The 25,717-nt window shown below is 54.8% G+C and carries 31 protein-coding genes and 1 tRNA gene; 16 read left to right on the top strand and 16 right to left on the bottom strand.

All coding sequences use genetic code 11. The annotated features are described in order from the left end of the window. Positions 1-2 precede the first annotated feature (2 nt). Positions 3-1,538: a right-handed parallel beta-helix repeat-containing protein gene (locus EJ361_RS19620; protein WP_126247439.1), complete on the top strand. Its 1,536-nt coding sequence runs from the start codon at positions 3-5 to the stop codon at positions 1,536-1,538. Positions 1,539-1,543: 5 nt separating this feature from the next. Here EJ361_RS19620 and EJ361_RS19615 read toward each other — a convergent pair whose 3' ends face one another. Further along, positions 1,544-1,807 carry a hypothetical protein gene (locus EJ361_RS19615; protein WP_126247437.1) on the bottom strand — a complete coding sequence of 88 codons (264 nt, stop codon included), beginning with the start codon at positions 1,805-1,807 and terminating at the stop codon, positions 1,544-1,546. Positions 1,808-1,906: 99 nt separating this feature from the next. Here EJ361_RS19615 and EJ361_RS19610 point away from each other — a divergent pair, with 99 nt between their 5' ends. From EJ361_RS19610 to EJ361_RS19595, 4 genes are all read left to right on the top strand, one after another. Continuing rightward, positions 1,907-2,668, top strand: coding sequence for an NIPSNAP family protein (locus EJ361_RS19610; RefSeq protein WP_126247435.1), 762 nt, complete (start codon positions 1,907-1,909; stop codon positions 2,666-2,668). 122 nt (positions 2,669-2,790) lie between these two features. Next, entirely contained in the window at positions 2,791-3,936 is a 1,146-nt protein-coding gene (locus EJ361_RS19605) for an MFS transporter (protein WP_126247433.1), read from the top strand. Positions 3,937-4,060: 124 nt separating this feature from the next. Continuing rightward, a tRNA-Met gene (locus EJ361_RS19600) sits at positions 4,061-4,134 on the top strand. A gap of 109 nt (positions 4,135-4,243) precedes the next feature. Then, the gene (locus tag EJ361_RS19595) at positions 4,244-4,477 is read left to right on the top strand and encodes a hypothetical protein (RefSeq protein ID WP_126247431.1); all 234 of its coding nucleotides are present in this window, start codon (positions 4,244-4,246) and stop codon (positions 4,475-4,477) included. Between the two features lie 142 nt (positions 4,478-4,619). Here the strand turns inward: EJ361_RS19595 and EJ361_RS19590 are convergent, their stop codons facing one another. After that, on the bottom strand, positions 4,620-5,036 hold the full coding sequence (locus tag EJ361_RS19590; protein ID WP_126247429.1) for an ADP-ribosylation/crystallin J1: 417 nt from the start codon (positions 5,034-5,036) through the stop codon (positions 4,620-4,622). Between the two features lie 267 nt (positions 5,037-5,303). Between EJ361_RS19590 and EJ361_RS19585 the strand changes: the two genes are divergently transcribed. Beyond that, the gene (locus EJ361_RS19585) at positions 5,304-6,710 is read left to right on the top strand and encodes a B12-binding domain-containing radical SAM protein (protein ID WP_126247427.1); all 1,407 of its coding nucleotides are present in this window, start codon (positions 5,304-5,306) and stop codon (positions 6,708-6,710) included. Positions 6,711-6,763: 53 nt separating this feature from the next. Here the strand turns inward: EJ361_RS19585 and EJ361_RS19580 are convergent, their stop codons facing one another. After that, entirely contained in the window at positions 6,764-7,159 is a 396-nt protein-coding gene (locus tag EJ361_RS19580; protein ID WP_126247425.1) for a ribosomal maturation YjgA family protein, read from the bottom strand. Between the two features lie 274 nt (positions 7,160-7,433). On the opposite strand from EJ361_RS19580, the gene EJ361_RS19575 reads away from it, so the two are divergent. Continuing rightward, positions 7,434-8,225: a DUF2231 domain-containing protein gene (locus EJ361_RS19575; protein ID WP_126247423.1), complete on the top strand. Its 792-nt coding sequence runs from the start codon at positions 7,434-7,436 to the stop codon at positions 8,223-8,225. 1 nt (position 8,226) lies between these two features. Here the strand turns inward: EJ361_RS19575 and EJ361_RS19570 are convergent, their stop codons facing one another. Continuing rightward, a complete protein-coding gene (locus EJ361_RS19570; protein ID WP_126247421.1) occupies positions 8,227-8,838 on the bottom strand; it encodes a hypothetical protein in 612 nt (203 codons plus the stop codon). A 58-nt stretch (positions 8,839-8,896) separates the two neighbouring features. Beyond that, positions 8,897-9,253, bottom strand: a complete 357-nt coding sequence (locus EJ361_RS19565) for a hypothetical protein (protein WP_126247419.1) — start codon at positions 9,251-9,253, stop codon at positions 8,897-8,899. Between the two features lie 156 nt (positions 9,254-9,409). Here EJ361_RS19565 and EJ361_RS19560 point away from each other — a divergent pair, with 156 nt between their 5' ends. Further along, entirely contained in the window at positions 9,410-9,694 is a 285-nt protein-coding gene (locus EJ361_RS19560; RefSeq protein WP_126247417.1) for a hypothetical protein, read from the top strand. On the opposite strand, the gene EJ361_RS19555 is transcribed toward EJ361_RS19560, so the two are convergent. Continuing rightward, a complete protein-coding gene (locus EJ361_RS19555; RefSeq protein ID WP_126247415.1) occupies positions 9,691-10,131 on the bottom strand; it encodes a YqgE/AlgH family protein in 441 nt (146 codons plus the stop codon). The genes EJ361_RS19560 and EJ361_RS19555 overlap by 4 nt on opposite strands. A gap of 75 nt (positions 10,132-10,206) precedes the next feature. On the opposite strand from EJ361_RS19555, the gene EJ361_RS19550 reads away from it, so the two are divergent. Then, positions 10,207-10,551 carry a DUF488 domain-containing protein gene (locus EJ361_RS19550; protein ID WP_205687057.1) on the top strand — a complete coding sequence of 115 codons (345 nt, stop codon included), beginning with the start codon at positions 10,207-10,209 and terminating at the stop codon, positions 10,549-10,551. A gap of 83 nt (positions 10,552-10,634) precedes the next feature. Beyond that, positions 10,635-11,024: a hypothetical protein gene (locus tag EJ361_RS19545; RefSeq protein WP_126247414.1), complete on the top strand. Its 390-nt coding sequence runs from the start codon at positions 10,635-10,637 to the stop codon at positions 11,022-11,024. A gap of 143 nt (positions 11,025-11,167) precedes the next feature. On the opposite strand, the gene EJ361_RS19540 is transcribed toward EJ361_RS19545, so the two are convergent. Further along, positions 11,168-11,620, bottom strand: coding sequence for a DUF4265 domain-containing protein (locus EJ361_RS19540; protein WP_164714329.1), 453 nt, complete (start codon positions 11,618-11,620; stop codon positions 11,168-11,170). A gap of 71 nt (positions 11,621-11,691) precedes the next feature. Between EJ361_RS19540 and EJ361_RS19535 the strand changes: the two genes are divergently transcribed. Both EJ361_RS19535 and EJ361_RS19530 read left to right on the top strand, forming a co-directional pair. Further along, a complete protein-coding gene (locus EJ361_RS19535) occupies positions 11,692-12,495 on the top strand; it encodes an aminoglycoside phosphotransferase family protein (RefSeq protein WP_205687056.1) in 804 nt (267 codons plus the stop codon). A gap of 203 nt (positions 12,496-12,698) precedes the next feature. Continuing rightward, the gene (locus tag EJ361_RS19530; protein WP_164714328.1) at positions 12,699-14,147 is read left to right on the top strand and encodes an IPT/TIG domain-containing protein; all 1,449 of its coding nucleotides are present in this window, start codon (positions 12,699-12,701) and stop codon (positions 14,145-14,147) included. Between the two features lie 82 nt (positions 14,148-14,229). Here the strand turns inward: EJ361_RS19530 and EJ361_RS19525 are convergent, their stop codons facing one another. The 3 genes from EJ361_RS19525 to EJ361_RS19520 form a co-directional block, all read right to left on the bottom strand. After that, positions 14,230-15,357: a multinuclear nonheme iron-dependent oxidase gene (locus EJ361_RS19525; protein WP_126247406.1), complete on the bottom strand. Its 1,128-nt coding sequence runs from the start codon at positions 15,355-15,357 to the stop codon at positions 14,230-14,232. Between the two features lie 24 nt (positions 15,358-15,381). Further along, complete coding sequence (locus tag EJ361_RS25660) at positions 15,382-15,549, bottom strand: chryseobasin-related MNIO class RiPP peptide (protein ID WP_164714327.1); 168 nt, start codon at positions 15,547-15,549, stop codon at positions 15,382-15,384. 114 nt (positions 15,550-15,663) lie between these two features. Further along, complete coding sequence (locus tag EJ361_RS19520) at positions 15,664-16,353, bottom strand: GNAT family N-acetyltransferase (protein ID WP_126247404.1); 690 nt, start codon at positions 16,351-16,353, stop codon at positions 15,664-15,666. A 496-nt stretch (positions 16,354-16,849) separates the two neighbouring features. Between EJ361_RS19520 and EJ361_RS19515 the strand changes: the two genes are divergently transcribed. From EJ361_RS19515 to EJ361_RS19505, 3 genes are read left to right on the top strand one after another with little or no spacing between them, the layout of a single operon-like run. After that, on the top strand, positions 16,850-17,788 hold the full coding sequence (locus EJ361_RS19515) for a geranylgeranylglycerol-phosphate geranylgeranyltransferase (RefSeq protein WP_126247402.1): 939 nt from the start codon (positions 16,850-16,852) through the stop codon (positions 17,786-17,788). Next, positions 17,785-18,813: a class 1 isoprenoid biosynthesis enzyme gene (locus tag EJ361_RS19510; RefSeq protein WP_126247400.1), complete on the top strand. Its 1,029-nt coding sequence runs from the start codon at positions 17,785-17,787 to the stop codon at positions 18,811-18,813. Before EJ361_RS19515 ends, EJ361_RS19510 begins: the two co-directional genes overlap by 4 nt. Continuing rightward, entirely contained in the window at positions 18,810-19,952 is a 1,143-nt protein-coding gene (locus EJ361_RS19505; protein ID WP_126247398.1) for a hypothetical protein, read from the top strand. Before EJ361_RS19510 ends, EJ361_RS19505 begins: the two co-directional genes overlap by 4 nt. A gap of 80 nt (positions 19,953-20,032) precedes the next feature. Here EJ361_RS19505 and EJ361_RS19500 read toward each other — a convergent pair whose 3' ends face one another. Next, positions 20,033-21,373, bottom strand: a complete 1,341-nt coding sequence (locus EJ361_RS19500) for an ABC1 kinase family protein (RefSeq protein ID WP_126247396.1) — start codon at positions 21,371-21,373, stop codon at positions 20,033-20,035. Positions 21,374-21,381: 8 nt separating this feature from the next. Next, positions 21,382-22,008: a TetR/AcrR family transcriptional regulator gene (locus tag EJ361_RS19495; RefSeq protein WP_126247394.1), complete on the bottom strand. Its 627-nt coding sequence runs from the start codon at positions 22,006-22,008 to the stop codon at positions 21,382-21,384. 213 nt (positions 22,009-22,221) lie between these two features. On the opposite strand from EJ361_RS19495, the gene EJ361_RS19490 reads away from it, so the two are divergent. After that, on the top strand, positions 22,222-22,602 hold the full coding sequence (locus EJ361_RS19490) for a VOC family protein (protein ID WP_126247392.1): 381 nt from the start codon (positions 22,222-22,224) through the stop codon (positions 22,600-22,602). Positions 22,603-22,654: 52 nt separating this feature from the next. On the opposite strand, the gene EJ361_RS19485 is transcribed toward EJ361_RS19490, so the two are convergent. From EJ361_RS19485 to EJ361_RS19470, 4 genes are all read right to left on the bottom strand, one after another. Continuing rightward, a complete protein-coding gene (locus tag EJ361_RS19485; RefSeq protein ID WP_126247390.1) occupies positions 22,655-23,914 on the bottom strand; it encodes an MFS transporter in 1,260 nt (419 codons plus the stop codon). 42 nt (positions 23,915-23,956) lie between these two features. Then, positions 23,957-24,202 carry a hypothetical protein gene (locus EJ361_RS19480; RefSeq protein WP_126247388.1) on the bottom strand — a complete coding sequence of 82 codons (246 nt, stop codon included), beginning with the start codon at positions 24,200-24,202 and terminating at the stop codon, positions 23,957-23,959. 36 nt (positions 24,203-24,238) lie between these two features. Continuing rightward, a complete protein-coding gene (locus tag EJ361_RS19475; protein WP_126247387.1) occupies positions 24,239-24,832 on the bottom strand; it encodes a TetR/AcrR family transcriptional regulator in 594 nt (197 codons plus the stop codon). A 492-nt stretch (positions 24,833-25,324) separates the two neighbouring features. Continuing rightward, positions 25,325-25,672 carry a hypothetical protein gene (locus EJ361_RS19470; RefSeq protein ID WP_126247385.1) on the bottom strand — a complete coding sequence of 116 codons (348 nt, stop codon included), beginning with the start codon at positions 25,670-25,672 and terminating at the stop codon, positions 25,325-25,327. Between the last annotated feature and the right edge of the window lie 45 nt (positions 25,673-25,717).

Genomic DNA, 25,717 nt, shown 5'->3' with positions numbered 1-25,717 from the left:
GTATGAAACGGATGATTATACAAGGATTTGCGCTCATGGTGCTGCTCGCGGCTACCGCTTGCAGCAAGGGAGGGAACGGTGGGGAAAGCCCGAAACCGCAAGACGGGCCCCGAACGCTGTATGTGTCAACCACCGGTAACGACAACGCACCCGGAACGAAGGATGCGCCCTATGCGAAAATCAACGGCGCACTGGCGAAAGCCGTGGCCGGCGATACCGTGATGGTCAGAGGGGGGAGGTATTACGAAAAAGTACGCTTCCCGCGAAGCGGCCGCGAAGGGAAATCCATCACACTGAAAGCTTACCCCGGCGAAAAGCCCGTTCTTGATGGAACCGGGCTGGGCGTAAACGGGAAAGATGCCATGGTGATCATCCACAACGCCAGTTACGTGACGCTCGAAGGGTTCGATATCTGCAACCTCATCAGCAGCGCGCCCTGGGTGAACCCCAACGGCGTGTTGGCAGACGAAGGTTCCAGCAATATCATCATCCGCCGGAACAAAATCTACAACATCGAGCATAATGCAGCGCCCGCCGACGGGCGCAGCGGCCATGGCATTGAGATCATCGGCAACACGGCCGTGCCGATGAAAAACGTGCTGGTGGAAGATAACGAGATCCACGATTGCAACACGGGATACAGCGAAAACCTGACCATCAACGGATATGTAGACGGATTCATCGTCCGCCGTAACAAAATCTACAACGCCGAAAACATCGGCATCGATGCGGCCGGCGGATACGCCGGAAACCCCGTGGCAGAGCGCAACTACGCCCGCAACGGCGTCATCTCCGAAAACGAGCTCTGGAACATCGACATGACCACCGGCCCCATCGGCGGCCCCCATGGCCACGGCGCCATCGGGATTTATGTAGACGGAGCCCGCAATATCATCGTGGAACGAAACCGCGTCCGCGATTGCGACCGCGGCATCGGTGTGGTCAGTGAAACGGACGCATACCCGACCAGCGACTGCATCGTCCGTAACAACATCGTAACGGGCTGCTATCGCGTGGGCATTTACATGGGCGGATACCTGAATTACACCGGCGGCGGTTCCCGCAGGTGTTACGTGCTCAACAACACGCTCGTGGGTAATAACCGGGAAAGAGGCCACTATGGCGAGATTGAAGGAGAACTGCGAATGACGGAGCACTGCTTCGACAATGTTTTCCGGAACAACCTCGTAGTAGCCGGCGCCGACGATCTATTCTTCCACAAATACACCAACACCGGCAGCGGGAATGTGGTGGACAATAACCTCTATTTCGCGCCATTGGCGCCCGCGGGTTGGATATGGAATTCGATCGACGGTACTGCCATCACCGATTTCGCTGCCTGGAAAACGGCTTCCGGCGTAGATGCGGCGAGCATCCACGGAAAAGACCCCCTCTTACCGGGCGACTTCCGCATTCCCGCCAATTCCCCCGCGAAGAACGCGGGTTTCGTAGTGGCCGACGAAAAAGCCGGAACGGTCGATTTCTACGGTCAGTCGCGTGTCGTGAACGGCAAAACGAGCATCGGCGCGGTGCAATAAATCTTTTACAGAAGGAACGGGAGAACGGCCCCGATGCCGACCATCCCGCCAAGAATGCTGGCAAAGGCGTCCATTACATCGTAATGCCCTTTGCCAGTTATTTTTGAGAACAACTCAAATCCATAACTGATGCCGACAACCGGCATAAGCGCCAGCGCAGCGGCTTTGATGGGAGCCGATGGAAGGATGTAGGCGCAAAATCCCAGGAGCACGGCGCCCATGGGGATGCCTACGAAGAAGTGTTTCCATTTGTCTGGAGCGATTTTCATAAGGTTGGACCGGTTTACGGGCCGAAACTACATAAAAATGCCGGGCTTGCAACTTTTCCCGCCGGGCCGTAATTTGACGGTGCATTTTAAAAATTCCATATGAAACATTTCCTGTTCGCCGCCGCGCTCCTTTGCACCATGCTGGCGCGTGCCGCATCGCCCGAGATTTACGAAATCCGCATCTATCATTTCAAAACGATGGCCCAGCTGCAAAAGGTCAGCGATTACCTGCGCACCGCGCACCTGCCCGCGCTGCACCGCAACGGCATCGCATCCGTCGGCGTTTTCCGGCCGATCGTGCAAGACACGGCCGATCTGCGGATCTACGTGTTCGTCCCATTCCAATCCCTCGAACATTTCAGTTCCCTGCAATCGCGCCTTGATAACGACCAGCAGTGGCTTTCAGCCGGGAAGGATTATATTGACGCGCCTCACGACCAGGTTCCCTACACCCGGCTGGAAACCATCCTGCTGAAAGCGTTTTCCGGCATGCCAACCATGCAGGAGCCGCAATTGACCGGCCCGAAGAGCCAGCGTGTGTATGAATTGCGGAGTTATGAAAGTCCGACGGAAAAATATTACCGCAACAAAGTGAAGATGTTCAACGCCGGAGACGAGATCGGTATCTTCAAAAAACTGAAATTCAACGCCGTATTTTATGGCGAAGTGCTGGCCGGTTCCCGGATGCCGAACCTCATGTACATGACCACATTCAAGGACCAGGAAGACCGCGATGCGCATTGGAAGGCGTTTTCGGCGGATGAAGACTGGAAAAAGCTCCAGGCCGACGAGCAATACAAGAACAATGTGTCGCGCAACGAGAAGATTTTCCTCCGGCCGATGGAATATTCCGACATTTAAATACTGCATGCATATTTGCGAAGCCTCCCGGGAACCGGGGGGCTTTTTTGTTGCCGCCGGAAAAACGGTTGTCGCGTAACGGTGTGCATCGGGGAGACTGTCACATACAGAGAACTCGACCGATGCTAAGGAAAGGACACAATTACGACAAGCATTTCATATTCTGGGCGGGCTGTTCCGGGCTGCTGCTGTTGGGCGCGGCGCTGGCGATGCCGGGCGCCATGGCATTGGACCTGCGGCTGGCGTTTGCGCTGGGAGAGGCGGAGCTGCGGTCCCTTTCCCGGTGGTTGCTGCTGGGGATGCTTGGGGGGACGCTGCTGATGGGGCCGGCCAGTGAGCGATGGGGATACCGCTGGTTGCTGGGGCTTGCGGCGACGGGGTTTTTCGTGGGGTTTCGCGGGATGGCGGCGGCGGACAGTACCGCTGCGCTGACGTGCTGGCTGTTTTGCATCGGCGTTTCCGGCGGCATGATGAACGGGGCTGCGAACGCCGTGGTGGCCGACATATCCGTGCGTGAAAAGGGTGTGCGGTTAAGTCTGATGGGCGTGTTTTTCGGGTTGGGCATGTTGGCGATGCCGCAGGTGGTGGCGGGTTTGAAGCCGCTGTTGATGTGGAAGGGCGTGTTGCGGTGGATGGGCTGGCTGTCGCTCGGGCTCGCATGGCTGTTTGTGTGGATCCGTTTCCCGGCGCGCCGGCTATCCGGAGAGGGCCGCTGGCTGCGGGATCCCGCGTTATGGATCACGGGAGGGTTTTTATTTTTACAGGCCGGTTTCGAGACGGTTTTGTATAACTGGTCGACGGTATATGTAACAGCCGGCCGCGGGATGGAAGAGCGGGAGGCGCTGTATGGGCTTACGTTGTACGCAGCGGGGTTCACGGTGATGCGGATGCTGGCCGGTAGTATATTCCGTAACGTTCCGGCGCGACAGCTGCTGGCTGTGAGTATGCTGCTGTTGCCGGCGGGAATTTTGTTGTTGAAGGTGAGTGGCGGGTTTTTACCGGTGGGATTGGGGATGATATTGATGGGAGGGGGCCTGGGGGGAGGGTTTCCGATTATACTAGGATGGATGGGGGAGTGTTATCCCGGTCGTTCGGGGATGGTGTTTGGTGCGGTGTTATCTATCGCGGTGACGGGCCGGTGGTTGGTGGATGTTTGGATGGAATGGGTGGTTATGGAGCTGGGGGTTCAATTCCTGACGACGGTGATGCTTTTCGGATGGATGTTGATGTTGGTGCTGGGGGGCGCGATGGTGCGGCGGATGCGTTAAACCTTTGCGGGGCGTGTCTTTTAGGGCACGTAAAACTTTTCCATGATTTTTTTTGACTTTTAAAGGATAGCCGTTATCTTTGCACTCCGATTTTGAACAACCGGTAACGGATCAGGATCGAACCGGCGAGATAGCTCAGGCGGTTAGAGCGCAGGATTCATAACCCTGAGGTCGAGGGTTCAACTCCCTCTCTCGCTACGAAGAAAAGGCTTTTAAGCATCTGCTTGAAAGCCTTTCTGTATAGCAGAAGGTCCTTAAATTTGCTCCGCGTAATTTTTAATCAATTCAACCAAATGATCTTACTCAATTGAATTACCCCATTCCCTTATATTGGAGTCAAAAGTATGTATTTGATATTCTAGCGACGCCTGAAGATGGATTTGTTCAAATTAATACATTAAATACTGTTGATTCAACTTCTAATGAAATAGCTGGCAGGGCTAAAAGTCAGATTGGTTTGAGTAATGCGTTCGCGTTTTTAGGAGTCAAATTAGATGGCGAGATCAAAAATCAATTTAAAAAATACGGAATTGGTGACTGAATTCAAAGCTCCGGTTTTACAAGTGATTCCAGTTGCCATTTATGCCTAATATTTTTCTTGCAGCGAAAATCAAGGCATCATTCAATGTTATTAATCTTTAAGTATAAGGTTAGTTGATTCTCCCAGTTTCGTTACTAAAAAGTTACTTTTCCGCCAGGTCTCCCAGCATTTTCGCCAGTTCCGCATCGGCTGGCGGAACGTACCCTTCGCCCAGGAACACTTTCACGATCCCGATCCCTCCCCGGATATCTCCATTGAACGCTTCCAGCTCTTCCGCCGGTACCCACAATTCATTATGTATATCGCCGCCCACGTTCTGCACTTCATATTGGTGGAACAGCATTTCGGGAATATCGAACCGCGTAACGATCCCGCAAAAACCGGAACCCTCGTCTTTCGTATTCCAATCCAGCGCAATCTGCTCGGCATATGGCTGGTTTAAAACGGGATAGAAAATAGGTTGCCAGGTAAGACGGGGCGGAAAACGCTTGAAACCCGACGCGGCGATCAGCAGGAACTCTTTCAGTCCGGTAGGGCGGTATAAGGTAACGGTATTCATATCATCTAATATAGGAAATTCCAGAGACAGGAAAAGGGATACACCGCTGCCGATGAACCGGAGGGTACGGGAAATGCCATATCCATCCGAAAAACACGAAATCGGGCTCGACCCCGCTACAATCGCCAGCAAACCCCACCTGGTAAGGTTTTATATACATGAGGCCGAATGTAACGGAAAAGAAATCCGAAGTAAAAAGTACTTTGAGTTACAAAGTAAATTATCTTTGTACCGTTCAAGTTACCTCACCTTCAAAGCCGGTGGTTTATGAAAATAGACATCATCATCGCCTACCTCCAGCGGTATGAATTCGGGCACGAACGCGATTTCGTGCCGCCCATCACAGGGATCCATCTCGCCGCCATCACACCCGCCCATCACACGGTCCGGGTATTCCACCAACAGGTAGACCCCATCCCGCCAGACTCCGATGCCGACCTCATCGCCATCTCGTTCTTCAGCGGTTTCGCCATCCCCGCCTATCAACTCGCCGCGGAATTCCGGAAAAGAGGGAAAATTGTCGTAGCCGGCGGTCCGCACGTCACCTATTGCGCCGACGAAGCCCTCGGGTATTTCGACGCCGTGGTCACCGGCGAAGCCGAAAGCGCCTGGCCCGCGCTGCTCGCCGACCTGGAAAAAGGGGAACTGAAAACCATATACAAAGGCACACCCTGCGATATGCAATCGCTGCCCACACCGCGGTACGACCTCCTGCCCAATCGTTTCTTCATCAAAAAAGTGATCCAGGCCACGAGAGGCTGTCCGTTTTCATGCTCCTTCTGCACGGTGCCCTCGCTCAACCCCGGCTTCCGGCTCAGGCCCGTGGCAGACGTGGTGCGCGACGCGTCCTACGACCACTTTCCCTGGTGGTGGCAGCGGAAGATCGTCTGGTTTTGGGATGATAATCTGACCATCCGCCGGCCTTTCATCCGCGAACTGCTCCGTGAAATGGTCCCGCTGAAAAAATGGTGGCTCACACAAGCGAGCATGGACATCGCCAAAGACCCCGAACTGCTCGACCTGATGAAGGCCTCCGGCTGTATCGGGGTATTCCTGGGGATCGAATCTTTCGGGGTGGAAAGCCTGGCGGATGCGAACAAAAGGCAAAACCGGATCGAGCAGTACAGCGTGGCGGTGAAGGCCATCCGGAAGCGGGGAATCGCCGTCATGGCGGGTTTCATCGCCGGGTTCGATCACGACGACGAGAAAAGCATCGTGCAAATGGCCGACCAGCTCATGGAAATCGGTATCGACGTGCCATTCCTCAGTATCATGACCCCGTTCCGCGGAACGCCCATCTACTCCACGTTGAAACAGGAAGGCCGCATCCTGGAAAACAGGAACTGGAATTTCTACAATGGCTATAACGTAGCGTTCGTCCCGAAAAAGATTACTGAAACGCAACTACTGAACGCGCACCGCGCCCTGTGGAAGAAGTCATTTTCACCATGGTACGCCTTCCGGAGGATCGTTCGCGGAGCATTGACGTTAAGGTGGGGCGCATTCCTGATGTCGACGTTCATGAACGGTTTTTATGCATACAAAAGGATGAGGAAGAATTCCCCGATAGACATGAGCAAACGGGCCGACCTGAACCGGTTGGCAGTACAGCTGGAAATACAACGCCAGGAGGCGGTCCAGGCAAAGGACCGAGCCATCCGGGCCGCGGTGTAGGAAAGTTTGAAACGGGGTGGGATGGGAGGCCATGTTTCCGGGCCGCGCGCAGTTTATCGCGTGGGCTCCGCGGCGCGGGACCGCTTCCATACCCATTCCAATATTATCACGCCCGCGATCCCGAGGGTGTACGCCGCCATGTCCGACCAACTGAAATGATTCCCGATCACCACGTTTGCCAGGCGCGAATGGCCCAGGCCCAGGAGCTTCACTACCTGGAAGTATTGCAGCATCTCAACAACGTAAGAGAATATCAGCACGCCCAGCGCCACCGGCAACACCGGCGCTTCCACGAAACTGCGGACGAAACAGTAAATGAGCATCACCACGAGGAAATCGCCCACATACGGCCTTACGAAATCGTCGTGAACATACAGCGCAATAAGCACCTCCGTCACAAAAAGCAGCAGCGTCAACCAAAAGTAACCGGTGTTAAAACGGAATTTCATATTTGAAAAGCACTTTGAAATGCAAAGTTAATGATTGGTGGAAGATTTCCAAATAGTCTTTTTCGTCAGGTTTTTCCGAAGCAGTACACGAAGCAGGGATTATGCGGTACGATATTATCCGATCCCCATTACCCTTACCCGATGAACGCGCCAGCATCCCAGGGCCTCCCTAAAAGCATATTGATCTATGTGAAGTGGCTTGACGGTGACGGCCTGCATTTTGCTGCATCATACTGTAAGCGCATCGTTAACAACCGTATCAAAACCTCCAGCCATGAGAAGCAAAGCAAGCGTCAAAGGCCATTCACTGCATCCGATGCTGGTGTCTTTCCCCATCGCCTTCTTCACCGCCACACTCGTTTTCGACGTACTGGGGTATTTCACGGGAAAAATTTTCTACAATAGCATGGCCGTTGTACTCATCATCGCCGGCATCATTTCAGCGCTCATCGCTGCCGTACCGGGATTCATCGATTTCCTCTACACCGTGCCCCCCAAAAGTTCGGGCAAAAAGCGCGCGGCCAAACATGGCATCATTAACGTTTGCGTATTGCTGATCTTCGCCGCCTCCCTCGTTTACCGCAGCAATACCCCGGACGCCAGTATGAACGTCATTTTATTGCTGGAAACCGCCGGCGTGGTATTACTGGTTATCGCCGGATGGATGGGCGGAACGCTCGTAGCGCGCAACCAGGTGGGCGTCGACCATCGATATGCGGATGCCGGAAAGTGGAAGGAAGTGTATCTCAACGCGGAAAACGGCCGGGTGGAAATCGCCGGTTACGGCCACCTGAAAACCGGCCAGATGATGCTCGTGCATGTAGACGGGCGGCGCATCGTGGTGGCGCGGATGGAAGACGGGTTCGCGGCGTTCGCCGACCATTGTCCGCATCGCGGCGGCTCCCTCGCCGGCGGAGCCCTCATCTGCGGCACGGTGCAATGCCCCTGGCACGGGTCGCAGTTTCTTGTAAATACGGGCGCCGTCAAGGCCGGTCCTGCTACAACGGGAATTCCCGTTTATCCGTTACAGTTATCAAACGGCAAACTCTGGCTGCAGCTTGCCTGATTTACGATCTGGCGTAAATATTCGCATGTACCCAGCGTACTTCTTCTTCGGGAGAAACCCCGTCATCCTGCTGCGTGAGCCGGCTGAAAGTGGCGGGGGGATGATCGTAGGGTTCGCCGCCGGGGAAGTACGGTCCCGCCACGCCCAGCATCCAGTCTTTATCGGCGGCCCAATGCGGCGGCCGCATCCGGAACCTGAAAACTTCATATTGCACGAACTGTTGCCCGTTTCCGTCTGCGTCGATGGATTGGGTTTGCAGATGTTCCATCTCGTCCGGCAAGGCATCGAGTTCCGTGGGGAATTCCAGCCAGTTGACGAGGTGGCTTTCTGCAGCTTTTACCTGTGTGTGGAGGTTTTGCGGAAAGAGGTATTTCAGGTCGAAATTATGCAGCAGCGCAAAGGTCATCACCCGCGTGGCGGGATTGGCGGCGAAAGGCAGCACATCGTGGGAATCGAGCTCCCGGCCGTTTTCCAGCTGTTCCACCAGTTTCGCGATTCGTTGCATTTTTTTGTGGACCAATTGACGGCGTTGCCGGAGGCGCTTGAGATAAATGAAACCAAGCAAACCGGCGATTACAGCTATGATCGCGAGGATGATGAGGAAGGTCGTCATAAGCCAGGAGATAGGGATTTATTCAATGATACGATAAAACGGGGGATTGGCAAAGGGATCAGGGTTCCTGTTTCCGTTGGAGGGTATCGGCGGGCGCAGTGGTGGTGTTTTGCGTGGTATCGCGGGTTTTACCGGTGAGAAGGCTGTCTGCCTGCATGGCCGAAATGCGGGTGCCGGGCGCATCGGTAGTTTTCGGCGTGTAGCGGCCCATTTTTTCCATTTCCTTCCGTTCCTTTTTGCTCCAGAGATTTTGCGGGTGCTTCTGCCGCCGGAGCCCGTCTTCGAACCGGTATTCCGCGCCAAGCCGTGGAGGCTGGTACACCCGTTCTTTCCGCTGGAAGGCAGACCGCATGCCGCCGTTGCAACTGCATAGCACAATGGCAGACAAAACGAGGATGGAAATGCTGCTCGGCATGATGGAAGTTTTGAAGTGGAGCGGATATGGTTACTACTGCAAATCTAACGCCGGACCGGCCGCCGCTATTGTCCGGTTTCCGTAAAAGAACATCTCCTTACGCATTGATTTTCAAATATTTTGTAATTTATCATGCATTAAGAAATGACCCTAATCATGTTGCCATTTTCAACTGCGGAATACAAGGATGTCCTTTCCGGTCAGCGCCTCCGTTTCCCGCCGGGATCGCGGAACGGCGGCGTGGTTTGGACGGGGGAAGGATGGGAGAAGGTAGGTACGTGGAAACGCGCGCTACAGGGCGAAAAGGAGGTCCTGGTAATCACATATAATTTTGCGCGGGAGGAAACTTTCCTGTTGACGGTAATAGCCGTGGAAAATGGGGCCATCGCTGCATTCCGCCTCACCGGCAGGCATGATGGGAAATGGGAATTCCGGGTTTAGAAGAGCGTGGCCGCTTCGAGCAGGTCCCAGCTGCCCTCGGCGATCTCGGCATCCAGTTCCCCCTTTTCCCAGCCGCAATACCCGATAAAAATGCGGACGTCGCGTTCGGTGAGGAGGTTTTGGTTGATGAGCTCCACCGTCGTGTTGAAATCCCCGCCAAAGAAGATCTCTCCATCCACTTCCGCACCCCCGGCAATGAGATCTGGCCGGCGATGCACGAAATACAGGTGCTCCCGGTCCACCGGCCCGCCCAGGTACAACGGGAACGCTTTCCCGTGCCGGAACTCCTCCAGCTCGTTGAGCCCCCGCGAAAACGGCTGGTTCGTCACGAAGCCGAGAGCGCCTTTATCGTTATATTCGGCGATGAAAATCACCGTATTTTCGAAAACAGTGCCTTCCAGCGCCGGCGTACTGCTGATGAATTGACCTGCTTGCATGCAACAAAGGTAAGACGCTTTCGCACATCCGGCGCTATTCGTCAAACTTTTGACCGCACTCAACGTTTTACAGGTATGATCAAAACCAAACGCATTTACGAGCCGCCGGCCGCAACCGATGGCTTCCGCATCCTGGTAGACCGCCTCTGGCCCCGCGGCATCAAAAAGGAAAACGCGCACATCGATCTGTGGGCGAAAGAGGTAGCACCTTCCAACGATCTGCGGAAATGGTTCCATCATGATGCCGGTAACTGGACCGAATTCGAAAAACGCTACCGCGCGGAACTGAAAGCTTCCGGCGCCGTAGAATCCCTCCTCCCCGAGATCCATAAACACAAAGTCGTAACCCTGCTCTACGGCGCGCGCGACGAGCAACACAACCAGGCCATCGTACTGCAGGAACTACTGTCCGAACACTAAGCACGTTCATCCACACAGCAACTACCGCGGAAAACAGGTCTCCCTTCCGCCAATTCCCTTATTTTGCATCCCGTTAATCATGCTTGCTTGAAAAGATTGCGTTGGGCGGTCGCGCTGCTGCCATACATGGCTTTCGTGCAGAACGCACCCGCTTCCAGGAAAAATCCGTGATCGCTACCATCGACCGGTTCATCGGATCGCAGCGGGAAAATTACGCATACGAAAACATGCCGGAAAAAGTCGCGGACGCGCCCGATTCCGTCCGCTTTCAACCGTATCGCAACGATGCGTTCGTGATCGCGCGGAATTACGATCTGCTCACACCTGCGTTCTTCCGCGTGTTCGATCCGCATGCGCTGGCACAAATCGTTTTCGGGTTCATGACGATGTCTGCCCACGACGGCGATCCGGCCGGAAATCGCATCTCACCACAAGGGCCTGGTATGGAACACGCATTTACACGAAACGGGTGAGCCCGGCGGTACGCCCGGAAAATCAATGAGTTGGAATGGGAAGTGTTGTGGGCCAGGAAATGTCGGCCACGGTTTTTACCTGGCACATCGGCTCGGGGATGGTCAGCAATGTCAGGTACTGGATGAAAGACGGATGGGAATGATCAATACTGGTGACGATTGGAAATGCAGGGCTCCGCATAATCGAGGATGCCGCCCAACATATAGTCGTCGAGCTGCTTTTTGACGGGTACGTAGTCCACATGCACCGGCACATCCATCACGAAATACCCCGAACCGGTGCTGGCCGTTGCGCAGCCGAGGTCCTGGAACAGTTCGCGGAGAATGGCGGCATCGTTCACATCGTCCATCACGAACACCTGGATGGTGGAATGGCCCGAAGCAGACAGCAGCCGGCGGAACACCAGCGGAGCGCCGGGTTTGTCGGGCGTGGCCTGCACCACATCGCCACAGGCAAGGCCTGGCGCATAGAAAGGGATCCCGTCTATCCGGTAAAATCCTTTCGTGGCGTCTACCGGCAAAGCCAGTACGGTTTCGGCGGTTTCATCGCCGGTAACATCGCTGTGATAATATAGCAGCATCGAAACGTGAGACATATGCGTAGAATGTGTCGACTCCATCAAAAAACCGGAAAATTACGTTTTTATACACATAAATGAAGCGCGATATGGATTTTCAATTATATCTGGATCAATGGCAACTGCAGCAAGACGGGCAGCCGGTCATTACACACAGCAGCCGATTGTTGCCGGTATTGCACGGAGGCCTGCCCGCCATGTTGAAAGTGGCGGTGGAAAAGGATGAGAAACTCGGGAACGAAATCATGGTATGGTGGAACGGGCAAGGTGCTGCAAAAGTGCTGGCACATAACGGAGAAGCTTTGCTGATGGAGCGCGCCACCGGCCCGCGAAACCTGAAAACCATGTCGATGAACGGAGCCGACGATGCCGCCACCAAAATCCTCTGCGCCACGGCACTTCAGTTGCATGCCGTTCCGAAACCGCCGCCGGACGGGATGATCACGATGGACCGCTGGTTCGCGGACCTGTTTGCGCATGGGCATAAGTACGGAGGCAGTATTGCCCATGGCCTGGAACTCGCGCGCCGCCTGGTGACGGAGGAGATCGAAAAGTGCGTCCTGCATGGAGACCTGCATCACGAAAACGTGCTGGATTTCGATGGAAAAGGCTGGCTCGCCATCGATCCTAAAAAACTATATGGCGATCGTGCCTTCGACTTCGCAAATATCTTCTGTAACCCAGACCTGTCCATCGCTTCAGCACCTGCAGCGTTCCAGCGGCGGCTGCAAACCGTTTGCAGCGAAACCGGGATCGGACGGCAGCGTTTACTGGAATGGATCGTGGCCTGGGCGGCGCTGTCGGCCGTGTGGTTCATCGAAGATAATTTGGGGCCCGATGCCGCTACAGACCTCGCAGTCGGTACCCTGGCGATGGCCGAATTGAACCGGTAATGCAACTTGGGGATGTACATTTGTCAGTTCAGATAACGAGTTGTAATATTTTTGGCGGAATGCCGTTTTAAGATGTAATTTTGCAACGCAGCATAGCAGTTCCCGGGTACGGGGACTGCTATTTTTTTTCAGATGCAGACAAAACTGAAGAGCGCCCCAAACCCAAAAACAACCTCATGATGAAGCGAAACCATCTGCTTTTTATGTTTATTGTAATGTTGACCACCATCATGTCCTGCAAAAAGAAGGACAAAGTCGATATCGACATCAACAACAGCAAGCAGCCCGAAATTACGGGTTTCACGCCCGGACACGGGATTCCCGGCACGGAAGTGACCGTTTCCGGCAAGAATTTTTCCACCAACATCCCCGACAACAAATTGTTCCTCGGTCCCGATCAAATGGTGGTAACACAGGCCACGGCCACCACGCTCAAGTTCAAAGTGCCTTACCTCGCGGTTTCCGGGAAGATCAAGGTGGAAAACGGTAACAAATCCGTCACTTCCGCAAATACCTTTACCGTAGATCCGCTGCCCGACGGCATCGCGGAGTTTTCTCCGATGGAAGGGCCTTTCGGTACGGAAGTCACGATCAAAGGCGTCAATTTCCCGCTTTCCCCGAAAGTTTCGATCAACGGGCTCGAGGGAATGGTGATTTCTTCCAGCACCAGCCAGATCAGGTTCGAAGTGCCGTACCATACCGGCCTTACCAAACACAAAATCGTGGTGGAAGGCGGCGGCAAAACCTTTACGTCCGCGCAGGATTTCACGGTCACAACAACCGGCAAATATGCGGATTGGCACCTGCTGCCCGAACCGCCCAACACCGCGCCGGCCAATATCTTCGCGAACGGGACTTCTTTCACTTACAACAAAAAACTGTTTTGGGGCTTCACCGCCCTCGGCGGTAACGATAAGCGTATTTTTTACAATGTATACGACCCTGCCGCGGCGGATAAAGGTTGGCAACTGCATGAACTCACCGGTAAGTTGCCTGAATCGATCAGCTTCCTGTCGGCAGCCGTTCTGGGAAATAAAGTGTACATGGGCAACGGAAGTCCGGAAAGTAATCATGGCAAATGGTGGTCGTTCGACCCGTCTAATGATGCCATCCAGCCCATCGCGGCGTATCCGAAAGACAATGCTGTGATGGGATTCGCATTTTCCGTCAGCAATAAATTCTATGCCGCGGGCGGCCTGGGCGAAAAGCATATTTACAATTACGACCCCGCCGCCAACACCTGGACCAAAGCCGTGGATGCGCCTTACGCCCAGATCGTTGCCGGTGCGGCCGTAGTATTGAATAACGACGTTATTATCGGAAGGGCGCTGAAAACGCTGACCGGCAGCAAACAAGAATCCGTGTATAAATTCACGGCGAACGGCGCTGGCGGTACGTTGACGGAATTGCCGCTCATTCCCGACGCAGGACAGTCTTCCGGATTCAAAACGCCTTCGTTCCCGCTGAACGGCAAAGCTTATTTCGTTATCAACAAACGTGTGTGGGAATACGATCCTGCCGTTGCAAGCCCCTGGCGCATGGTGCTCCAGGAAAATATTACATCTACCATCCAGCACGTAGGGGTAATCGACGGGAAAGTGTATGGCTGGACGGGCAGGGGCCGGTTCTTCGAATTCCGCTTCCGCAATTAGTTCCGCGTGATCGGATATTGATAAGCCTCCCGCACTGCCGGGAGGCTTTTTCTTGTTCAACTGTTACGGATCGGGAAATTGTCTAATCTTTTTTCATCCATTTCCGGGCGATGCGCATCGCGGTTTCTACCATGTACGGCGACCATTGCTCTACCTGCCAGTCGGATTGTGCGAGAGACGAGGTTTCCAGCGAACGGAGCGCATCTTCCAGCGAAGCTGCGTTTTCGAGAATGGAAGACAGTTCGGTTTGCTGTCGATGAAGGTCCGGGTCTTCGGCGGGAGCGCTTTGCAGGCGGGAAGCAGGTGGGGTGAAGGGGTGGATGGATTCGTCGGACGCAGGGTTGTTCCACGTTCCGGCGATGTCTGCCATCCGTCTGAAATCTGCGCGGAAGGCGGATTTAGACGCTTCCGTCTGCAATCCGGCGCCGAGTTGTTCCATCACAACATACCGGAGATGCGGGCATTGGGGGATGATACGTTCGAGGTACTGGAAAACTTTTTCGGGAACGGCACCGTCATGGGTATCGCGGCGGATGTTTTGGGACCCGTCTGCCGATGGTTCCCAGCTGCCGCCGGAAATATGGATTTCCCGAACGCGGTGCAAAGGGTACATGGCCGCGAGGGTATCGAAATCGATATCGAAATTTTCCACCTGGCAGTACACGTTGTGCAGGTCGAGGATGAGAAAACCATTGACGGGGGCCAGCAGGTTGTCGAGGAAGTCGCCGTGCCGGCGAACTTCATCCGCAGAATAAGAAAACGCGAGATTTTCTAGCCCCACGGGCCGCCCGCAGGCCTCCGCGATCCGTTGCAACCGGTCTTGCCCGATGCGTAGCGTGGCAGCGGTATACGGAATATTGAGCGGCGCGCCGTGATGGAAATCCTGGCCGGTCATGAACCCGAAATGCTCGGTAATGTGATCGAACCGGTAGCGGTCGCAGATGGAAGAGAGCTCTTTCAGCCAGGCTTGCTGCTCCGGGTGCCATTTCCCGGAAAACAGCGAAAAGAAAATGCCATGGCCGATGAGGCGGTCGCCTTCACTGAAAGCGCCGATCAATCCATGAAACCATTCGGGCAATTCGTGGAGGCGGTACAGCGCATCGAAGCTCCACTCGATGGCGTCGGCTTCGCCGGATTCGAACAGCGGCAGGCAGGCTCCCAGCAATTGGGGGTCCAGGTTGCAGGCAACGGTAGAAAGTAAACGGGGCAAGTAATTCGGTTTGGATGGTCAGGATCAGCCCATGCTGCAGGCAGGACAGGGGAAGCGGTTATTTTCTTCTTTCTTCTTTTCCGCTTCCTTTTTGTCTTTGGGGTTCACGTCGTTGTCTTTGGAGCAGGAAGGCAGGGTGTGGATGGCGATACCGGCGATGATGGCGCCGATCAGGACTTTGGGCAATTTCATAAATCGTGTTTTTTTAAGCATGATGAAGTGGCATCTTCACTAGGCAACGGCACCGTTATGAGGGTAAAACGGTGGTTATCCAGAAAAGGTTACAACTTCATCATATCTTAACAATTAACACGATAGGAGGTGAAAAGTGATTTCGCGCCGGGTTTTGAAACCGAGCTTTTCGTACAGGCGAATCGCCCGTTCGTTGTGGCTGGCCACATGCAGGAAGGGCGTGCTGCCTTCCGCGCGCTGGCGGTTCACGAGCCCGGCGATCAGCTGGCCGGCATATCCCCGGCCGGTAAAGCCGGGGTGGGTGCAGATGGCGCTCAGCTCGGTGAGCCCGTCCAGCCGCATGCGTTCCCCGGCAACGGCCACCAGTTGGCCGTTTTCGCGGATACCGGTGTAGCGGCCCATGCGCCAGGTTTCGGGCATGAAATAGCCGGGTTGCACCAGTTGTACGAGGGCGTAGAGTTCCGCCGCCGCCTCCGGCGAAAGTTCGAGGAGGGGAATGGAAGGATCAGGAGCTTCCAGCGGGCGTTCGCTGATCATTTGCAGGCATGGCAGTTGATGTTTGATCTGCCACCCGGACTGCAAGGGCGGCAGTTCCCCGATGAGGAAAAAGGTGTCCCCCGGCACCAGGAGCCCGTTTAGTTCCTTCGCACTACTTTCATCCGGCCGGGCCACCGCGGCAAACGGCACCACTTCCGGTAAATACCGCGCGCCGCCGCCGGAAACATTGGCCAGGTGGAGCTGCGGGCCATTCAGCGCATGCCACGCGGGGTTATCGAGCATTTGCAGGTTACTTGGGTTTTGCATCCTTCAAAGTTACGTTAATGGAAATATCGTTCCGTGGCAAAGCAATGAACGTCAGGCACTTCGCGGAAAGAATCCGTCGTGTAGATCTCGTCTACCTATTCGATGGTGCCGTGGCGGCGGATGTGGAAGGTTGCCGCAGGTTGGCGCTCAGGAGGGGTTCCAGCATATTATCGAAGTCGTACAGGTCGGCAACGTCCGGCCGTTATGAAACGGTTCCGCCGAAAACCACCAGGACGGTCGTTACTGCCGGGTTTTGATAGGCATGGAAACCGGACATTTTGTTTGCGTTAATTTGACACGAACAGGGGCAATATTCCGCAAACGGCCAAATATTTTTCTTGACCGGAAACCCGGTCGGCGGCCGGGTTGTTGTATAGATGATTGGGATTGAGTAATTTTCGGGCCGGATGTGAATGTAATCGCCTGCAACTAAGATCAGACAGCGTATATCCAGTGAGCATCAGTAGAATGGACCTATAACCTTATTGCCTGTAGCATGAAGTATTGTGTATTGTTTTTCAAGTTGATACGATGGCCGAACCTCGTAATTATCTTTCTTACCCAGTGGTTGTTCCAGTATTGTGTAATCGTGCCGCTGTTGAAAGCGGCGGGACTGGAACCCAAAGTGGGAGCAGCCGCTTTTTTTATGATCACGGCGGCGTACATGCTGGTTGCGGCGGCGGGATATGTGATCAATGATTATTTCGATTTGGGGATAGACACGGTCAACAAGCCCGATAAAGTTTTCATTACCCGCGGCATCAGCAGGAGCGGGGCACTGGCAGCCTATGTGTTGATGAACTTGTTGGCGGCGGGGCTCGGTTGCGCGGTGAGCTGGCAATTGGGCGGATGGGCGCCGTTGTATTGTATTTTCGCCTGTATCGTGTTGCTGTATTTTTATTCCGCTTTCTTCAAGAAACGTTTTCTTATCGGGAACGTACTCGTGGCGGGGATTTCCGCTTCCGCCGTTCCCGTGCTCGCGCTCGTGGAAGGCGATGCGGGCGGCATTTTCCCGGAAACCCTGCGCTATATGACGATCTACACGATCCTTTATACCGGTTTCGCGTTCATCCTTTCCTTTGCCCGTGAACTGGTGAAAGACCTGGAAGACGCCGAGGGCGATCGCCGGTACGGCGGCAGAACGATGCCCATCGTACTGGGAGCGCGCACGGCGCACTGGATCGTGGCGGGTGCCCTGTTCAGCCTCATCGGCGTGCTGGCCGCCCTGCAACCTGTCCTCTGGGCGCAGGGAAGCGGCACTTCCATACTGTCGCTCTATTCCATCTGCCTCATCATCCTCCCACTGGGCTGGATTTTGCTGAAAGTCTTCGGCGCCCGGGCGGTGCAGGATTATCACCGGCTCAGCACCTGGATCAAGCTCGTAATGCTGACGGGTATATTGTCGATGTTGTTCATCCAGTTTATGATCTTATGAACATATTCCAGTTTGGCGGAAGCGTAGGGGCGAGGGTGTGGGAAATCATGTCGGAAAGGAAGAAGGAAGCCCCCCGCGCCGGGGCGCTCATGCAAAGGCTGGAAGCCCGATTCGGCGGACGCATGCCCGAAGAAGCCCGCCGCAAGGTGATCGTCAGCTACAGCATCTACCAACCCATGATCATCGACGCGTTCACCGCCCTCCGCGGCCGCAAAGCCACCCTGGAAGAAAAAGAACGACTCATCCAGTATTTTATCTGCAGCGGCGCGTTCGACGATTTCGTGGACCGCAACGAGCTCTCTCCCGAAGATCTCGACACCATTTCATTCGCCCCCGAAAAATTCCAGCCGCGCCGCATCGAGGAAAAATTGTTCCTGCATTGCCACCTGGCCCTGCGCAATTTCGTCCGCGACCGCACTTCCTACGACCAGGCCGCCCGCGGCCTCTTCCGCGCCCAGGTGGATTCGGGGAAGCAATCGTGCCCCGAGCCCATGTCTGCAGAAGAACTGCTCCGCATCACGCTGGAAAAAGGCGGATATGCGGTGCTCCTCTGCCACTTCTACCTCGATCACGACGCCTCCGAAGCCGAACGTAGCTGCTGGTACCGCATCGGCGGCATCATTCAGCTCACCAACGATCTGTTCGACATCTGGAAAGATATCCAGGCCGGCGTACAAACCCTGCCCAACAAGATGACCGACGCACACGCGTTCCACGAATTCCTGTCGGCGCAAGTCCGGGAAATGATGGAAATCATCGGCGGACTGCCGGTGCCGGAATCCCGCAAACGCGCGTTCCTCCTCAATATGATGGCGATTTGTTCCTTCAGCGACATGGCCGTTACCAGGCTTCGCCGCATTCAGGGCGCCGCGCCGCAACTGCCGGACCTCAAAACGCTCCCGCGCAAAACATTGATCGTGGATATGGAGAAACCCGCCAACATCTGGCATTGCATGCGCTACACTTTCCAGCAGTGCCGCGATGGACAGCGCCTGTTTTCATCCACCAAACCCTTCCCCGCATGAATCTCCGCCTGATCTTATTTTTTATATTGACCGGATCGATGGGCGCGCGCGCCCAGCAGGATACTTTTTCCACGCGCATGCTGCAGGAGATCGCCGCAGCGCAATGTGACCGCGACAGCTTCTACTATGCCGGCATGTTCCCCAGCCACCGCTACTACGGCGCGCCAGACGGCAAAATGAAACACGACAACAACGTGTTTTTCACCGGCCTCATCGCCATGACGCTGGGGGAATTGCAGGAAAATTTCACCGGTGCCGACAGTGCCACCTGCCGCAAAATCCGAAAAAACGCCTGCGCATCGTTCCCGAAATTCCGTAATAAATCGGGCCGCAGCACTTACAATTTCTGGCGGACCAATCCCTGCATGGTTTTCCCGAATTCCGGGTTCCTGAACCTGTTCAAAAAATGGCATTCCCTGCCCGACGATATCGACGATACATCGATCCTGCTAATGGCCATGGAAGCGGATTCTGCCACCGCGCGCGCCACCAAGGCGCTGATGGAGCAACATGCCAACACGGTAAGCTACGGCATCCGGAACACCTTCAAAAAATACCGCCATATCCCGGCGTATTCCACCTGGTTCGGCAAAAGCATGCCCATCGATTTTGATGCCTGTGTGCTGGCGAATACACTATACTTCATGCACCATTACGGGATGGCCGGCTCCCGGTTCGACAGTGCCACCGTTCAATTGCTGGATTCGTTCATTCGCAACCGTGAGTACATGACCCACCCGGCCTACATCTCCCCGCACTACGCGCGTTCCCCGGTACTGATCTACCATTTTGCGCGGCTCATCGGGCGGTATCCCGTTCCGGAACTTTCGCGGCACCGCGCGCAGCTCGCGGCCGATGCAAAGGCGCTCCTCGCCGCTACGGCAGACGATATGGATCGCGTCATACTGTCCACATCGCTCCTGTGGCTGGGTGAACGGCCGGCGGAGATCGACCTGTCAAAAGTGGATACGGACGGGGATTTCGTGTTTTTCGTAGCGGGGTTTAATTCGCTGCTGCCCGATTTCGGGAAGAAGACGTTTTCCGGGTACCATCTTGTTAGTTATTATTACCGTTGTCCTGCCTATAACAAAGTATTGCTGCTGCAACATCACCTCGTCAGAGAGGCGTTTGGTTCATGAAAAAATCCCGGTCCATAGAGGCAGACCGGGAATCATAAACGAGTCAAATTTTTCAGGACTATTCATCCAATCATGTATCGTTACCGGAGATCGGAATCCCATTCCTGTTTCCCGAGCTCGTCGATCCTTTCACGGCTGGTGTTGACCTGCGCTTTGAGATCGCTGAGAAGGGAATATAAACCGAAGTAGGTACGGTTGATGTAAAGCGAATGGCGGCTGCCGCGCGCTACTTTCGATTCACGGACTTCCTTCAGGTTGTAGAGATAATCCATGTAGGCGTAGATTTCGTTGAAATAAGCTTCGTCTCCGAAGTCGAAATGCGCTACGGTAAAGGGAAGCGTGAGCATGCGGATCATTTCCTGGAACAGGCCGGAGAAGAAAACGATGTCTTTTTCCGTGTCGCTGGGATGGATCATTTCGAGCTGGGTGTAAATCTCGCGGCGGCGGGCTTCGTCGGCCAGGATGTCTTTATCCGTAAGGTGGAAATAATTGACGTAAAAGTCTTCGGGGATTTCCTTCACGCAGCCGAAATCGAAAATACCGACGGTGCCGTCTTCGCGCAGCAGGAAGTTGCCGGGGTGAGGATCGGCGTGAACGGTGCGGAGGTGATGCACCTGGAACTGGTAGAAGTCCCACAGCGCCTGTCCGATTTTATTGCGGACTTCCTGTGAGGGATCGGTGGCGAGGAATTCTTTCAGGTGCTTGCCGTGGAGCCAGTCCATGGTAATGATCCTGTCAGACGACCATTCCGGGTAATATTCCGGGAACACGAGGTTGGGAATATGGGCGCACCGGGCGCTGAGCTCCCGCGAGCGGCGGAGTTCCAGCTGGTAATCGGTTTCTTCGAGGAGTTTGGATTCGATCTCTTCGAAATACTTGTCCATATCCACTTCGTTCATGCCCACGATCCTTACGGCGAAGGGTTTCACGATGCGGAGGTCGGATTTTACGCTGCTGGCCACGCCAGGATATTGAATTTTCACGGCCAGGGGCTTTCCGTTTTTCTCCGCTTTGTGGACCTGGCCGATGGAAGCGGCGTTGGACGCTTTCAGGTCGAACCTGTCGAACAGCTGGGAGGGCGGCTGGCCGAGGGTTTTAATGAATGTGTTTACCACGAGCGGCCCGGAGAGCGGCGGTGCGCTGTATTGGCTCATGGCGAACTTGTCTGAATAAGCCTTTGGGAGCATGCCGCGGTCCATACTGAGCATCTGCGCCACTTTCAGGGCGCTGCCTTTCAAATGGCTGAGCGTATCGTAGATATCTTCCGCATTTTCGTGATGGAGCTGCTCTTTAGACACCGAGGGGTCCATGAGCTTGCGGGTGTAATGTTTAATATAGTTGGTGCCCACTTTCAGCCCGGTGCTCACGAAGCGGCCGGCCCGCTCCACTTTGCCGGTGGGGAGGTGTTGTTGTTCTTTCATGGCGGTCGCTATTTCCGGGTGAACATGAATTTACCGAAATCGATCAGGCTGTCGATCGTATTGCTGTGGATGAGCTCGAAGCTCAGGTTCACGGCTTTTTCGATGGCCGCGTCCGTCAGTTCGAATTGCTCGCTCCTGTCGCCGATCCAGTATTTGAGGACGAACAGGGCCTGCACCCAGAATCCGTGCACATATTGGTCGGAAATGTACTTTCTTTCCTTGATCTCGGCGGTGAGATAGCCTTCTTTCACGAGGCCGGAAGCATATTCGTAAAATGCCTTCTTGAACTCCGACAACTGGCCCAGCTGGCTGAGCGGCAGCTGCGAACGGCGGTATTGCTGGAGAATGTAGCTCCTGTCGTCCTTCAGGCGTTGCACCCAAAGGAAGTAGAAGGCGAGGAGCTTTTCCCGGGAAGAATACTGCTGGTAGGTTTCGTCGCCCTTCAGCTGGTCGAGGGTGCGCTGGAAATAATCCAGCCAGACATCGGCCTCCAGGGCTTCGAAATTGCTGTAAAACTGGTAGAATTCCGCCTCCGGCACATCGAGGATTTTGCAGAGTGCGAACACGGAAACAGGCGCCTGGCCATTTTCAAGCCAGTAACGCTTGTACGCATCGCGAATGGATTGTTTTTCCATAATCTTTTTCGGTTTAAGAAAATGAATCGAAGGGGGAGGAACGGGTTATGAAGCAAAATTACGGCGCCAATCGATACGCCCATCAAACCATGTGGAAAAAATTTTCGGAATGCGGGGGAAAGTGAAGCGGGATGAGGGTTTGAGCTGAATTGTTAATTTTTTCCCAAAGGCGGGAACGGGAAAGTATTGTAATATTGGATCAAACCGGAATACATGCAAAAAAGATTCGCCGGTCTGCGGACCGTCATTTATCGCGTGCCCGACGTTGCGGCGGGCAAAGAATGGTATCGGAAGGCATTTCAGACCGATCCCTATTTCGACGAGCCTTTTTACGTAGGTTTCGAGATCGGCGGCTACGAACTGGGCGTTCATCCGCTGGCGCCCGGGGAAAAACATCCCGGGACCGGCGGCGTGGAAACTTATTGGGGAGTGGAAAACGTCCGCGAAGCGTATGATTTCCTCCTTTCGCTCGGTGCCACTTCGCATACCGGACCGCAGAACGTGGGCGGCCCCATCGAAGTAGCCACGGTAACCGATCCCTGGGGGAATATCATCGGGTTGATCTACAATCCCTTATTCCAGGTGAAATCATAAAAGAAGGGCACTTCAGGCTGAAGTGCCCTTCTTTTATGGCAGGCGATATGGATCAGGATACTGCGGCAACCGGGGCAGCCTGTTTCATGGCGGCTTCGGTGGTTACCTGGCGGTTGAGGAAGTGCATCATGACCATCGTGATCAGGAGCGCCACCGAAATCACGTAACCCAATACAGGATAATGTTCCAGGTACCCCGTTTCCGTGGAGTGCACGATGCGGCTGGCCGCCACTGCGGCAATACCGCCGGAAAGCTGCTGTATGGCTGCGTTCACGCTCATAAACGAGCCGCGGTCCTGCAACGTGGGCAGCGATGTCATGGTCGCCTGCATGGGAATGATCCTTGCGAAAACGGATACCATCATCAACACGTTGATGATCAATGCGAGGTAGAACGGCGTCAGCCCTCGGTTCGTATAAATCAGTACCATCACGAGCGTCAGCGAACTGGCGGCGTAGAAGATATTGGCGCGGCCCACTTTGTCGGACAGTTTCCCGATGATGGGCGATACCAGCAGGTTCGCCAGCCCGGAAGCCATGAACAGCAGCGTGATGTCGTGTTTGGAAATGCCCATGTTGTGTTGGGAGAACGCGTTGCCGAAGGGCATGAGCATATAACCGCCTGTCGCGATGAGCACGGTGGTGAAGAAAGCCAGCCGGTAGCGCGGGTTCTGCACCGTGTGCGCGAGGTGTTTGAATGCGTTCTTTTCGGTGCCTTTGCCGAGGTGGCCGGTGATCGGCTTCATAAAATAACCCAGCATCAGGCCGAGCATGGTGCCGAACACGGCGATCATCCAGAATGGGAAATGCCAGTTGAAACGGATGGCCAGTTCCCAGCCGATGGGGATGCCGAGGATCTGGCTGAGGGCAAATGCCATCTGGGTGTAGCCCATCACCCGGCCACGCGTTTCGGGGCGGAAGAGGTCTACGATGATGGCGAGCCCGATGGAGCTGATCACACCTCCGAAAAGCCCCGTCACGATGCGCGCCACGAGCAGCGAAGGATAATCGTTGGCCAGGGCGCAGCAATAAGTACCGATGATGAAACCGGTGTAAAATATCATGAGGATCTTCTTACGGTCGAACTTGTCGGCGAAGCCTGCCGTCGCGATGGCGGAAATGCAGGCGCTGAAAGGATATGCGGCCACAACCATGCCGAACTGTTTGGCGGAGAAATCGTGCAAAAGGATTTCGCCCAGGGGGTTCATGACCATGAAATCGAGCACCACGGTAAACTGCATGAGCGATAATAGTACGATCATGAGCACCTGGTAGCGTGTAAACACGCGTTCTTTGGGAGCGTTTGTTGTCATTGGAGGCTTTGAAACGTAGTGTGTGACTGTTATTGCAAATGGTTAATCGGGCAATTCCTCGCATAAATAACCGCAGGCTTCCACCAGCCGGATAATGGGCGTGGGGTCGGGGTTGCGGGTTTCGATGCGGAGCACCTTGTCTGTGTCTTCCCGGTCAACGGTCCATTTGTGGAGGCCGGGCGCCTCGTTGAGGACAGGGGCCACCTGCCGGAGGTCTTTTTTGAATCGCAGGTTGGTCCGGAATACGAGCACTTCCATTCCGGATGCCGTTGCATAAGCTGGGTTCATGGCGTCAGGTTTAATGGTGATTGGATAGGTTACGCGTCATGCGGGTTTCAGGGCTTTGAGCACTAACTGGAGCGTTTGTTCCATGGCTTCCGGCGTGAGCTCGAACGGTTTGTGGCCGAACGTTTTCTCCTGCGTATGGAACTTGATCAGCTGGTACAGCGGCGCGAACGCTACCGACCAATACACTTCGAAGGGCAGCGCTATCAACTCTTTCCGCTCTATCGCGTTGTGCACGAATCTTCCCATCACATCCTTGAACGCCGTATAAATCTTGCCCGAAACCTTGTTGTACAGGTGCGAATACCGCATCTTTTCCAGGAATTCCACATCCAGCTGGTGCTTCATGAAGTGGTTGGCGCGGTTCTGCCACTGCTTGCGAAGCCCTTCTTCGAAATGCATGTCGGGATCGAAATCCTGGAGGCTTTCCGCCAGCATGGTATCCGCCACGCGGTAAGTGACTTGCAGGATGAGGTCTTCCCGGTCCTTGAAATAAATGTAGATCGTGGCGGGCGAAACACCGGCCGCACGGGCGAGCTTGTTCACCCCAAACCCGTCCAGCCCTTCGCGGACGATCATCTCGATCGCCCGTTTGTGAATCTCGCATATTTTGTTTTCGTCCCTGGGTCGCATGATGCCACAAAGATAAGTGAGCGTTCGCTTACTTTTAAAATATTTTTTGGACTGGATGGGGTGAAATGCGGGGTGGGAGGGATGGGGGATTGATTTTCAATGGTATGGAATGAAAAAAGAGCCGCCCTGAAAAGGCGGCTCCATGCTTTGGCGGTCCTTCCGGCTTTCGGCCGTCAGGCAGCGCGTCAATATTTTTTCGGTAGACATTCCGCAGCCTGATCGCCGGCTGCAGTCCGGCCAACCCGGGTGCGGAATGTGGGCCGGACGCCGGTGAGGCATCCGGCCGCTCGGCCGCCTGGTTCGCGCGCCAGGCGGCTTGCCTGGAAAGTTTGAGTACGCATGCGGACGTTCGCATGCCTGCATATCTTCATTCTACCGGCGGCCTGGTTGCCGTTCGTCTGGGTCTTGGAAACTGGTAGACGTACACGTTTACCCAACCGCCTTGGTGAGGAATTAAAAATGAATGGAAATTAAAAATTGCGTGAGGAAGGGTCAGCAGGGCGGGCGGAAGATGGCGCCTGCGGCGGGAGAGGGATAGCGTTCGTCCACCCATCCCGTAAAGGGTTTCGCCCCTGCGTCGGAGACGACGGGGCGGGGGCTTTCGGTCTGCATCACAACGTCTGCAAACTTCAGCGTAACGGGGGCAGAAAGCATCTGCCGCTCTTCCGGCAAGGCGTTCCCGAAAGCGGCGGCCATAATCTTCGCGCAACCGCAATCCTCCGCGAAAGCACGGTGGTCGATCACGTAGGCTTTCACCATACACTGCATGTACCCGGTAATCCGGATCCCGAAGTGAACGCTGGTGAGCGCCAGAAGACATATGGCCAGGAAGGAACGCAAAGCAACCTAAATATAGTAAGAAAATCGGGAATATGAAAATGCGTT

Source organism: Chitinophaga rhizosphaerae (assembly GCF_003958645.1).
GTDB classification, from domain to species: domain Bacteria; phylum Bacteroidota; class Bacteroidia; order Chitinophagales; family Chitinophagaceae; genus Chitinophaga; species Chitinophaga rhizosphaerae.
This window is presented reverse-complemented; position numbering and strand designations above follow the sequence as displayed.

Bases quoted from the DNA above. Each gene is read 5' to 3' on its own strand.
- EJ361_RS19620 (WP_126247439.1), top strand. From the start codon at position 3: ATGAAACGGATGATTATACAAGGATTTGCGCTCATGGTGCTGCTCGCG.
- EJ361_RS19615 (WP_126247437.1), bottom strand. From the start codon at position 1,807: ATGAAAATCGCTCCAGACAAATGGAAACACTTCTTCGTAGGCATCCCC.
- EJ361_RS19610 (WP_126247435.1), top strand. From the start codon at position 1,907: ATGAAACATTTCCTGTTCGCCGCCGCGCTCCTTTGCACCATGCTGGCG.
- EJ361_RS19605 (WP_126247433.1), top strand. From the start codon at position 2,791: ATGCTAAGGAAAGGACACAATTACGACAAGCATTTCATATTCTGGGCG.
- EJ361_RS19590 (WP_126247429.1), bottom strand. From the start codon at position 5,036: ATGAATACCGTTACCTTATACCGCCCTACCGGACTGAAAGAGTTCCTG.
- EJ361_RS19585 (WP_126247427.1), top strand. From the start codon at position 5,304: ATGAAAATAGACATCATCATCGCCTACCTCCAGCGGTATGAATTCGGG.
- EJ361_RS19580 (WP_126247425.1), bottom strand. From the start codon at position 7,159: ATGAAATTCCGTTTTAACACCGGTTACTTTTGGTTGACGCTGCTGCTT.
- EJ361_RS19575 (WP_126247423.1), top strand. From the start codon at position 7,434: ATGAGAAGCAAAGCAAGCGTCAAAGGCCATTCACTGCATCCGATGCTG.
- EJ361_RS19570 (WP_126247421.1), bottom strand. From the start codon at position 8,838: ATGACGACCTTCCTCATCATCCTCGCGATCATAGCTGTAATCGCCGGT.
- EJ361_RS19565 (WP_126247419.1), bottom strand. From the start codon at position 9,253: ATGCCGAGCAGCATTTCCATCCTCGTTTTGTCTGCCATTGTGCTATGC.
- EJ361_RS19560 (WP_126247417.1), top strand. From the start codon at position 9,410: ATGTTGCCATTTTCAACTGCGGAATACAAGGATGTCCTTTCCGGTCAG.
- EJ361_RS19555 (WP_126247415.1), bottom strand. From the start codon at position 10,131: ATGCAAGCAGGTCAATTCATCAGCAGTACGCCGGCGCTGGAAGGCACT.
- EJ361_RS19550 (WP_205687057.1), top strand. From the start codon at position 10,207: ATGATCAAAACCAAACGCATTTACGAGCCGCCGGCCGCAACCGATGGC.
- EJ361_RS19540 (WP_164714329.1), bottom strand. From the start codon at position 11,620: ATGTCTCACGTTTCGATGCTGCTATATTATCACAGCGATGTTACCGGC.
- EJ361_RS19535 (WP_205687056.1), top strand. From the start codon at position 11,692: ATGGATTTTCAATTATATCTGGATCAATGGCAACTGCAGCAAGACGGG.
- EJ361_RS19530 (WP_164714328.1), top strand. From the start codon at position 12,699: ATGTTTATTGTAATGTTGACCACCATCATGTCCTGCAAAAAGAAGGAC.
- EJ361_RS25660 (WP_164714327.1), bottom strand. From the start codon at position 15,549: ATGAAATTGCCCAAAGTCCTGATCGGCGCCATCATCGCCGGTATCGCC.
- EJ361_RS19520 (WP_126247404.1), bottom strand. From the start codon at position 16,353: ATGCAAAACCCAAGTAACCTGCAAATGCTCGATAACCCCGCGTGGCAT.
- EJ361_RS19515 (WP_126247402.1), top strand. From the start codon at position 16,850: ATGAAGTATTGTGTATTGTTTTTCAAGTTGATACGATGGCCGAACCTC.
- EJ361_RS19510 (WP_126247400.1), top strand. From the start codon at position 17,785: ATGAACATATTCCAGTTTGGCGGAAGCGTAGGGGCGAGGGTGTGGGAA.
- EJ361_RS19505 (WP_126247398.1), top strand. From the start codon at position 18,810: ATGAATCTCCGCCTGATCTTATTTTTTATATTGACCGGATCGATGGGC.
- EJ361_RS19500 (WP_126247396.1), bottom strand. From the start codon at position 21,373: ATGAAAGAACAACAACACCTCCCCACCGGCAAAGTGGAGCGGGCCGGC.
- EJ361_RS19495 (WP_126247394.1), bottom strand. From the start codon at position 22,008: ATGGAAAAACAATCCATTCGCGATGCGTACAAGCGTTACTGGCTTGAA.
- EJ361_RS19490 (WP_126247392.1), top strand. From the start codon at position 22,222: ATGCAAAAAAGATTCGCCGGTCTGCGGACCGTCATTTATCGCGTGCCC.
- EJ361_RS19485 (WP_126247390.1), bottom strand. From the start codon at position 23,914: ATGACAACAAACGCTCCCAAAGAACGCGTGTTTACACGCTACCAGGTG.
- EJ361_RS19480 (WP_126247388.1), bottom strand. From the start codon at position 24,202: ATGAACCCAGCTTATGCAACGGCATCCGGAATGGAAGTGCTCGTATTC.
- EJ361_RS19475 (WP_126247387.1), bottom strand. From the start codon at position 24,832: ATGCGACCCAGGGACGAAAACAAAATATGCGAGATTCACAAACGGGCG.